This is a genomic window from Streptomyces rectiviolaceus (assembly GCF_039533825.1).
Classification (GTDB): Bacteria; Actinomycetota; Actinomycetes; order Streptomycetales; family Streptomycetaceae; genus Streptomyces; species Streptomyces rectiviolaceus.
The window spans coordinates 51,300-60,119 of sequence record NZ_BAAAUG010000029.1 but is presented as its reverse complement, the minus strand read 5'-3'; the positions used below and the strand labels follow the sequence as shown (position 1 = coordinate 60,119).

The following is an 8,820-nucleotide window of genomic DNA, read 5'->3' as shown; positions in this document are numbered from 1 at the left end:
GGCGGCGACCGGGTTGACGCCCGCGCCGACGGCCGCCGCGACGACCAGCGGGACCAGGACGGACGAGCGGGCCGAGCGTGACTGGAGTATCAGGTGCGCGGCCGTGCTGACGGCGACGACGACGGTCAGGAAGAGCCAGGGCGGCACGTCGAGGGGGACCCCGCCGACCAGCCACTTCGCCGCCCCCGACTCGGCGAGCGCGACGCCCATCGCCATGGTCGCGGCCATGAAGAGCAGCAGTGACCAGGGCACCGTCTTCAGCGCGTCCTTCAGGCGTACGGTGCCGAGGGCGGGGGATGAGGCGACGACCGCGCCGATCAACGCGACCACGGCGGGCGGCACTTGGTGCAGCGGTTCGCTGCACCAGAGCGCGACGACCGTGGCGAGGAGGAGGGCGCAGCGGGTCTCGGCGGGCTCCCAGGCTCCGGTCACCGGCTGCTCGCTGTGCTCCTGGAGCTGCTCGACGGTGATGTGGACCGGGCCCTTGCGGTCCGCCCGCCGCGTCGTCGTCAACAGGACGGCCTCCGCGGCCAGATGGGACGAGGCGACGGCGAGCGGCAGGCCGAGCAGCATCCACTGCGTGAAGCCGATCCGCTCCCCGGTGGCCTCCCACAGCACGGACACCGTGATCAGATGCGCGCCGGCGCCGATCAGGGTCGCGACCGCGGAGAGCAGGATCACGGTCGGGAAGAGCAGCGCGAGCATCACCACCAGGCGCTTGCGGTCGGCGAGGACCTTGGCGAGGGCGAGGAAGACGGGAAGGGCGAGCGCCGCGCGGCCCGATGTGGCGGGCACCGCGAAGGCGGTCACGACCAGGGCGGCCGTCGTCAGATGCGTCAACTGCCGTACGCTGCGCGCCCCGCTGACGAGGAAGGCCGCCGCCCGGCCCGCGAGACCGCTGCGGGCCACCGCGGCCGCGAGCACGAAGGCACAGATCAGCAGCCAGACGGTCTCGTCACCGAGGGTGCCGAAGAGCGTGTCGCTGCTGATCACCCCGGTCGCGGTGAGCGCGAGCCCGGCGCCGAGCGCGATGTACGTGTCGTCGATCGGCGTACCGATCCACGCACAGGTCGCCAGGGCGAACACGGCGAGGGTGAGCCGCGCGTCGCCGCTCAGGCCGGGGAAGTTGCCGGGCACCACCAGCAGCGCGCACAGGCTCAGCGCGATGCACAGGGTGATGGCTTGGCGGGGATTCAGGGTCACGCAATGAGCCTCGGGCTCCGCCGTGAGCCCTCAATGAGCCGCGGATGAAAGGAACTTCACCCGCGGGGCCGGATGTCACCCCGGCAGCCGGTACCCCATCCCGCGCACCGTCTCCACCCGCTGTGCGCCCAGCTTCTTGCGCAGCGCCCGTACGTACACGTCCACGATGTTGGACCCGGGGTCGAAGTCGTAGCCCCATACGTGCGACAGGATCTGTTCCCGCGAGAGCACCTGCCCCGGATGGCGCAGGAAGAGTTCGAGCAGCACGAACTCACGTGCCGTCAGATCCACCGTCCGCTCGCCCGAACGCGCCCTGCGCGTACGCAGATCAAGCGTCAGATCCCCGCCGCGCAGCACCGTCACCTCCGGGGCCCCCGCCGCCGTACGCAGCCGCAGGCGCACCCGCGCGAGCAGCTCCTCGAAGCGGAACGGCTTGGTCATCCAGTCGTCGGCGCCGCCCTCGAGGCCCGCCACCGTGTCCCGGACCGAGTCGCGCGCGGTCAGCACGATGACCGGTGTGGTCACGCGGGCCTCGCGCAACTGCCGCAGGACCGTGAAGCCGTCCTTTCCCGGCAGGCCGATGTCCAGGACGACGAGGTCGAAGCCGCCGGTCAGGGCGTAGTCGTAGGCCGCATCGCCGTCGCCGACGACGCTGGTGGTGAAGCCGTTGGCCCGCAGGCCCTTCTCGACGAAGGAGGCGATGCGCTCCTCGTCCTCGACGATGAGAATCCGGTTCATGGCAGTCCTGGTTCCTGTTCTCGCAGTACTTCTCGCAGTACGAGTACGAAGGTGGCGCCGCCGCCTTCCGTGGGCCGCAGCTCGACCTGGCCGCCGTGTCCTTCGGCGATGGCGCGCACGATGGCGAGGCCGAGTCCGGCGCCGGTGGCGCGTGAGCCACGGCGTGCGGTGCCGCGCCGGAACCGCTCGAAGATCACCGCCGCGTCCTGTGCCTGCACGCCGGGCCCGCTGTCGGCGACGTACAGCTCGATCCGTCCTGCCGTGCTGCGCGAGCCGATGCCGATGCGCTGGCCGGGGACGGTGTGCTGGACGGCGTTCTGCGCGAGCTGCACCATCGCCTGGGTGATGCGCTGCGGGTCGAGACCGGCCTCGCCGTCGGCCACTTCGGCCAGCTTCCAGTCGCGGTCGCCGAGCGCCCGCGCCTTGACGAAGACGTCCGCGGTCAGCTCGGCGAGCTGCACCGGCTCCGGGGTGACGAAGTCGGGGCGCTCGGCCTTGGCGAGGAGGAGGAGGTCCTCGACGATGCGGCTCATCCGGTCGAGCTCCTCCATCACGATCCGGACCGTCTCCTCGCGCTCTCCCGGATCGTCGCCCATCAGCTCCAGATGGCCGCGGACGATGGTGATGGGCGTGCGCAGCTCGTGCCCGGCGTCGTCGACGAACTCGCGCTGTGCGGCGAACGCGCGCTCCAGACGGTCGAGCATCGCGTTGAACGTCTCGGCGAGCGCCGCGATGTCGTCCCTTCCCTGCACCGGGATGCGCTGGGTCAGGTCCTGTTCGGTGAGCTGCGCGGCCGTCGTACGCACCAGGCGTACGGGCTTGAGGATGCGGCCCGCGACCGCCCAGCCGATGCCGGTCGTCATCAGGAGCGCGACCCCGGAGATGGCGAGCAGCATCGTGAACACGTCACCCGCCTTGGCCTGTTCGCCCGCCGGGTGGAAGGCGACGACGAACGCCGCCGCCGGATGGCCCGCGCTCGCCGCGATCTCCACCTTCGCCCAGCGGACCTCGCCCAGGTCGCGGTGCAGCGTGCCGGTCGCGTCGGGGGACTCGAAGACCGTCCGAAGCGCGGCGGTGTCCTCGGCGAGCGGATGGCCGATCCGTGGCTCGCGCGACTGCTCCTTCTTCGCGGGCGCCTTGCCGGGGCGGCCGACCAGGCCCAGGAGCTCCTCGTCGGGGTCGGCGTACTGCCGGGACAGGAAGAGCCGCAGGAGGGGGTCGGGAGCGGTGAACTTCTCGCCCGTCTGCGGATCGACCCCTTCGCGGGCGAGGTTCGTGAACTCCGCGGTCTCCTGGGCGAGCAGCCGGTCGATGCGGTGGTCGACGTCGCGCAGCAGGACGGAGCGCGTGGTGGCCGCGACCGCGGTGAGCGCGACGGTCATCACCACGAGCAGCCAGAGCAGGATGCGGACACGGGCGGATATCCAGCGGTGCGGGCGCTCAGCCGTCGTCACCGGGGCCGTCGTCGTCGTTGTCGCCCCGGCCGCTGCCTTCGTTGCCGTCGTCGTCGTTGTCATCGCCCGGGGAATTCTCGCTCACCGGCGGCGGGGACACCGTCTCGTCGCTCGGCGTCGGCCGAGGAGTGGTGGGCGTCGCGGACGGCGACGGCGACGACGGCGACGGCGACGAGGACGGCGAGCCGCTCTCCAGCTCCACCTTGGGCGGGGCCTTGGGGGGCTCGGGGCTGTCGGTCAGGGCGTAGCTGGTCGCGGCGATGCCGAGCGGGATCGCCACGACGGCGGCCAGGGCGGCCATGCGGTGGGAGAAGACCATGACTGCGAGAGTGCGGGGCACAGTGCGTCAGAAGCATGAGCGGCAGATGAGGAAACCCTCATCCAACGCCTGTGCGGACGCCTAGGAGTCGAGGCCGATCGCGAACGCCGCTTCCAGGTCGTGCTGCGAGTACGTACGGAACGCGACATGCGTGTCCGTGCCCTCCACGCCCGGGATCTTGCTGATCTTGCCGGGGATGATGTCGGCAAGGTCGTCGTGTTGCCCGACGCGCACCATGGCGATCAGGTCGTACGTGCCGGTCACGGAGAAGACCTCGCTGACGCACTCGAGGGCGGCGATCGACTCGGCGATCTCCGGGATCCGGTCCACGCTGGTCTTGATGAGCACGATCGCGGTGATCACGGCTGGCTGTCTCCCTCGGTAGCCGGTGCTGGCTTCTTCACTCTAGCCGTCCTGCCATACCGCACCCATGCGTAGACAAAGCCCAGCGAGAACCCCACGAGATGGGCCAGATACGCGACACCGGGACCCTGGCCGCCCTGCAGGGCGGCCAGCCACTGCAGCGCCACCCAGAACGGCAGCACCACCCACGCGGGGAACCGCAGCGGCAGGAAGAAGAGGAACGGGAAGAGACTGGTGACCCGCGCTTTCGGGAAGAGTCGGAGAAAGGCGCCGAGCACCGCGGAGATCGCTCCCGACGCGCCCACCAGGGTCTGGTCGGAGCCCGCGTGCGCGACCGCGTAGGCGAACAGGGCGAGATAGCCGCAGCCGAGGTAGAAGAGCGCGAACTGGAGGTGCCCCATCCGCTCCTCGGCCATCGCCCCGAAGACGTAGAGGAAGAGCATGTTGCCCAGAAGGTGCAGCCAGCTGCCGTGCACGAAGAGCGCGGTGGCCGGTGCGAGCAAGGGCCGCATCGCCCCGCTGAACAGCTCCGAGGGGACCACGCCCCAGCGCTCGAAGTAGGCCTGCTGGGCGGCGAGCAGCTCGTCGCCCATTCCGTACACGGGGTTGAGCCCGGACACCGGGGAGACCAGGAAGACCAGACAGCAGGCGGCGATCAGGCCGTACGTCACCGGGGCTGACTGCCCCCTGATCATCCGGCCCGCCGTCGTACCCCATGTCTTGATCATGAACAGAGCATGACGTAAGGGCAGCAAACCGTACAGACCGCCCCGCCGCGTGGGAGGCCGCCGCATGGAGACCCTTACAGGCCTTAGGGTTACGGGCACCACGCACCATGGAATTCCGAAGGAAAGCGAACAGCCACGATGACGGTTCCTCTGCCGACCGACACCACCCGGTGGCGCTGCGCGCTCTGCGGCAACCTCACGCGTTTCGACGTGACCCGCACGTCGAAGGTCGTCGAATATGTGCACCTCGACCTGGCCGGTGAGTCGAACATCGAGGAACGCGAGGTGGTCAGTGAGAACATCGAGTCGGTGCGCTGTCGCTGGTGCAACGCGGTGGACCAGGTGGAACTCGTGGACAGGCCGGGCGCCGGCTCCTGAGGGAGCGGGCCCCGCACAGCTAGTGGGGTGACGGATGGTGGAGAGCGCGAGCGGGGAGCCGGACGACGGCGCCGCTGAGGTGCTCGACCGCCCGCTGCCCGACGGAGTACGCCGACGGGTCGTCCAGATCGTCTCGGACGGCTTCGGCGGCCTCACGGTCAGCGAACTGCCCGCACAGCTGCGGCAGTACGCCCGCTTCACGCCGACCCGGCGCACGAAGTTCGCGGGCAACGCCATGGCGACCGCCCTGGAGGGCGACGCGCTCTTCCGGCAGCGCATCGGCGAACGTCTCAGAGAGGCGCAGCCCGAGCTCACCGGCGCCCTGGACGCGGGCTCACCGCCCCCGGCCGCGGACCCCCTCGATGTGGCGGCCGCGGCCTATGTGCTGCGCCCCACCGGCTGGGTGAAGCTGGTGACCGCCGCAGGCGAGGAGGCCCTGCGGGCGGACGCCGAGCGCGTCGACGACGAGACGCGGGCCGAGCTCGAACGGCTGCGCGAGGAACTCTCCGCGGCCCGCGGCCAGACGAAGGCCGAGACCGAACGGCTGCGCACGGAGCTGGACTCGGCGAAGAAGGAAGCCGAATCGATGCACCGCAAGCTGCGCGGCGCTCTCAGCGACGTCAAGCGCGGCGAGGCGGCCCTGCGCAAGGCCGCCGCCGAGTCCGATGCCGCACGGGCCGAGGGCCAGGCACAACTGTCCGCCGCCGAGAGCGAGTCCCGGCGGCTCAAGGCGCGCCTCAGCGAGACCGAGGCCGCCCTGGAGGCAAGCCGCAGAGCGGCGCGCGAGGGCCGCAGCGTCGAGGACATGCGGGTGCGGCTGCTGCTCGACACGGTCCTTGAGTCCGCCCAGGGGCTGCGCCGCGAACTGGCCCTGCCGCCCGTGTCCGTGCGGCCCGCCGAGACCGTGGACGCCGTCGAGCCGGGGCGCATGACCCCGAAGGACATCGCCGCCAGGGCGCTCTCCGAGAACGACCCGGCCATCCTCGACCAGCTGCTCGCGCTGCCGCAGGCGCACATGGTCGTGGACGGCTACAACGTCACCAAGACCGGCTATCCGACGATGCCCCTGGAGAAACAGCGGCTGCGCCTTCTCGGCTCGCTCTCACAGCTCGCCGCGCAGACCGGCGCCGAGATGACCTGCGTCTTCGACGGGGCCGAACTCGCCGCGCCCGTGCTGCTCGCGCCGCCGCGCGGGGTGCGGGTGCTGTTCTCCAAGCCGGGCGTCACCGCGGACGAACTGATCCGCCAGCTGGTGCGCGCCGAGCCTCCCGGGCGCCCCGTGGTCGTCGTCTCGACCGACCGCGAAGTGGCCGACGGGATCGCGAAGGCGGGGGCGCGTCCTGTCGCTTCGGCGGTCCTCCTGAAGCGGCTCTCGCGCGGCTGACGTACGCGCCGAAGTCCGCCGCTTCCGCGGGGATAAGGGGGTGGAAGTAACTCCTGTTCCCTATGCCCGAATTGGGGCGACGGCTACGCGACGTAGCGTCAATTGATCATTACTGCCTGTGCGTTATCGGTAAAATATGCGTCCCGCTCCCCACTTTTTACCGGTCAGGATTTGAACTGATCACAAGAAGGTCACTAGGGTCTCGCCTCGAACCTCCGCTCGGTTGATCACCCATCCGGGGTGACAGCGGTGGTACCCGCCGACCGGTTCTCGGTAGGCGGCTGGAGGAGAAGGAGCCGCCTTCGTGGCGTCCCACCGTCGACCCAAGCAGCCGAGCCGCGCGCGCGTGACCGTGCTCACCGCGACCGCCGCCGCTGCCGTCGCACTCACCTCCCAGGCGGCCAACGCGACGCCGAGTGAGAAGCCGAGCAAGGACGAGGTCAAGTCCAAGGTCGACAAGCTCTACGAGGACGCGGGCCGGGCCACCGACCGGTACAACGGCGCCAAGGAGAAGCAGGAGAAGCTCGAGAAGGAGATCGGCGAGCTTCAGGACAAGGTCGCCCGCGGCCAGGGGGACCTCAACGACCTGCGCGGCGGCCTCGGTTCGCTGGCCAGCGCGCAGTACCGCTCCGGCGGCATCGACCCCTCCGTCCAGCTCTTCCTCTCGGCCGACCCGGACGACTACCTCGACAAGGCGTCCACCATGGACCAGTTGAGCGGTCAGCAGGTCGAGGCGCTCAAGAAGGTCCAGGAGAAGCAGCGGACCCTCGCGCAGGAGCGCAAGGAGGCTTCCGACAAGCTCAAGGACCTCGCCGACACGCGCAAGGAACTGGGCAAGAAGAAGAAGGAAGTCCAGAGCAAGCTCGGCGCCGCCCAGAAGCTGCTCAACACCCTCACCGCCAAGGAGAAGGCGGCCCTCGCCGCCAAGGAGACCCGCGCGAGCCGCGACGCCGACGACCGCGTGGACCTCGGCAAGGAGGTTCCGGCCTCGCAGCGCGGCCAGGCCGCCCTGAGCGCCGCCGCGACGCAGATCGGCAAGCCCTACGTCTCCGGTGGCAGTGGCCCCAACTCCTACGACTGCTCCGGCCTCACGCAGTGGGCGTACAACCAGGCCGGTGTGCAGATCACCCGGACCACGTACACCCAGCAGAACGACGGCACGAAGATCGGCCGCGGCGAGCTGAAGCCCGGCGACCTGGTGTTCTTCAACAGCCTCGCGCACGTCGGCTTCTACGCCGGCAACGGCCAGGTCCTTCACGCCCCGAAGCCGGGTGCCGTGGTGCGCTACGAGTCGATGTCCACCATCGGCTCCTTCCAGTTCGGCGTCCGCATCTGAAACGACCGGCGTGCCGCCCGAACGGGCGAATTCCGGCAACTCCCGCTGACCCCGCGCCCCGTCGATGACCTGCGTCTGAGGCGGGGCGCCACGTTGTGTGCACGGCGGGGTCTTTGGCCGTGACGTGATCCCAGCGCTACTGTCGCGCGCATTCCCCCGACGGATCGGGGGACTTTCCCCCGGTTCGCCCGGGGGTCCGTCATGCGGAGGGAGAGCGGCTTCCCGTGGGGTCCCATCGTCGTCTCGCACTGTCCGGCCCGGACCGGAGCACGCGCGTCACCATCCTTTCGGCAGCCGCGGCCACCGCCGCGGCCGCACTCACCGCCGCACCGGCGGGCGCCGCACCGCAGGACACCCCGGCCACCACCAAGGCCAAGGTGGACCGCCTCTTCGAGCAGGCCGAGAAGGCCACCGAGGCGTACAACAAGGCCGACGAGCGCGCGGACACACTGCGCGAGCAGGTCGAGCGGGCCAAGGACAGCGTCGCCCGCGGCCAGGAGCGCATCAACACGATGCGCGGCGCGCTCGGTTCGCTCGCCGAGGCGCAGTACCGCTCGGGCGGCATCGACCCCTCCCTCGCCCTGGTGCTCTCCTCCGACCCGGACGGCTATCTGGACAAGGCGGCGACGCTCGACCGCATCACCACCCGGCAGGCCGGTGAACTGACCGACCTGCAGAAGGCCCAGCGCAGCCTCGCCCAGGAGCGCACGGAAGCCGTACGCAAGCTCTCCGAGCTGGAGAAGAGCCGCACCGCCGTGGCCCGCCACAAGCGGAGCGTCGAGCACAAGCTCGCCAAGGCGCGCAAGCTGCTCAACTCGCTGCCCTCGCAGGACCGGGAGGCGTACGACAGGGCATCGCGCTCGGGACGTGAGGGGATGCCGGACCTCGGGGGCGCCGCGCCGTCCTCGTCGCGGGCC

At 70.6% G+C, this 8,820-nt stretch carries 10 protein-coding genes; 4 read left to right on the top strand and 6 right to left on the bottom strand.

From position 1 onward, the window contains the following. The 6 genes from ABD378_RS09950 to ABD378_RS09925 form a co-directional block, all read right to left on the bottom strand. Positions 1 to 1,203 (bottom strand): SLC13 family permease (locus ABD378_RS09950; RefSeq protein ID WP_344520201.1); only part of this gene is annotated, 1,203 nt, incomplete at its 3' end. Positions 1,204 to 1,278: 75 nt separating this feature from the next. Continuing rightward, positions 1,279 to 1,941, bottom strand: a complete 663-nt coding sequence (locus ABD378_RS09945; RefSeq protein WP_344520200.1) for a response regulator transcription factor — start codon at positions 1,939 to 1,941, stop codon at positions 1,279 to 1,281. After that, entirely contained in the window at positions 1,938 to 3,395 is a 1,458-nt protein-coding gene (locus ABD378_RS09940) for a sensor histidine kinase (RefSeq protein ID WP_386545396.1), read from the bottom strand. The genes ABD378_RS09945 and ABD378_RS09940 overlap by 4 nt, the downstream gene beginning before the upstream one ends. Further along, a complete protein-coding gene (locus ABD378_RS09935) occupies positions 3,382 to 3,714 on the bottom strand; it encodes a small secreted hydrophilic protein (RefSeq protein ID WP_344520199.1) in 333 nt (110 codons plus the stop codon). Before ABD378_RS09935 ends, ABD378_RS09940 begins: the two co-directional genes overlap by 14 nt. 81 nt (positions 3,715 to 3,795) lie before the next feature. Further along, positions 3,796 to 4,077, bottom strand: coding sequence for an Lrp/AsnC family transcriptional regulator (locus ABD378_RS09930; RefSeq protein ID WP_344520198.1), 282 nt, complete (start codon positions 4,075 to 4,077; stop codon positions 3,796 to 3,798). Beyond that, positions 4,074 to 4,805 (bottom strand): rhomboid family intramembrane serine protease, encoded by a 732-nt coding sequence (locus tag ABD378_RS09925; RefSeq protein ID WP_344520197.1) that lies wholly within the window; start codon positions 4,803 to 4,805, stop codon positions 4,074 to 4,076. Before ABD378_RS09925 ends, ABD378_RS09930 begins: the two co-directional genes overlap by 4 nt. A gap of 138 nt (positions 4,806 to 4,943) precedes the next feature. On the opposite strand from ABD378_RS09925, the gene ABD378_RS09920 reads away from it, so the two are divergent. The 4 genes from ABD378_RS09920 to ABD378_RS09905 form a co-directional block, all read left to right on the top strand. After that, a complete protein-coding gene (locus ABD378_RS09920; protein WP_344520195.1) occupies positions 4,944 to 5,183 on the top strand; it encodes a hypothetical protein in 240 nt (79 codons plus the stop codon). Positions 5,184 to 5,217: 34 nt separating this feature from the next. Continuing rightward, positions 5,218 to 6,567 (top strand): NYN domain-containing protein, encoded by a 1,350-nt coding sequence (locus ABD378_RS09915; protein ID WP_344520194.1) that lies wholly within the window; start codon positions 5,218 to 5,220, stop codon positions 6,565 to 6,567. Between the two features lie 304 nt (positions 6,568 to 6,871). Continuing rightward, positions 6,872 to 7,903 (top strand): C40 family peptidase, encoded by a 1,032-nt coding sequence (locus ABD378_RS09910; RefSeq protein ID WP_344520193.1) that lies wholly within the window; start codon positions 6,872 to 6,874, stop codon positions 7,901 to 7,903. A 224-nt stretch (positions 7,904 to 8,127) separates the two neighbouring features. Beyond that, the coding region (locus ABD378_RS09905) for a coiled-coil domain-containing protein (protein WP_344520192.1) at positions 8,128 to 8,820 on the top strand (693 nt) is incomplete at its 3' end.

Coding starts and splice junctions, on each gene's coding strand:
- ABD378_RS09945 (WP_344520200.1), bottom strand. CDS start 1,941: ATGAACCGGATTCTCATCGTCGAGGACGAGGAGCGCATCGCCTCCTTC.
- ABD378_RS09935 (WP_344520199.1), bottom strand. CDS start 3,714: ATGGTCTTCTCCCACCGCATGGCCGCCCTGGCCGCCGTCGTGGCGATC.
- ABD378_RS09925 (WP_344520197.1), bottom strand. CDS start 4,805: ATGATCAAGACATGGGGTACGACGGCGGGCCGGATGATCAGGGGGCAG.
- ABD378_RS09920 (WP_344520195.1), top strand. CDS start 4,944: ATGACGGTTCCTCTGCCGACCGACACCACCCGGTGGCGCTGCGCGCTC.
- ABD378_RS09915 (WP_344520194.1), top strand. CDS start 5,218: ATGGTGGAGAGCGCGAGCGGGGAGCCGGACGACGGCGCCGCTGAGGTG.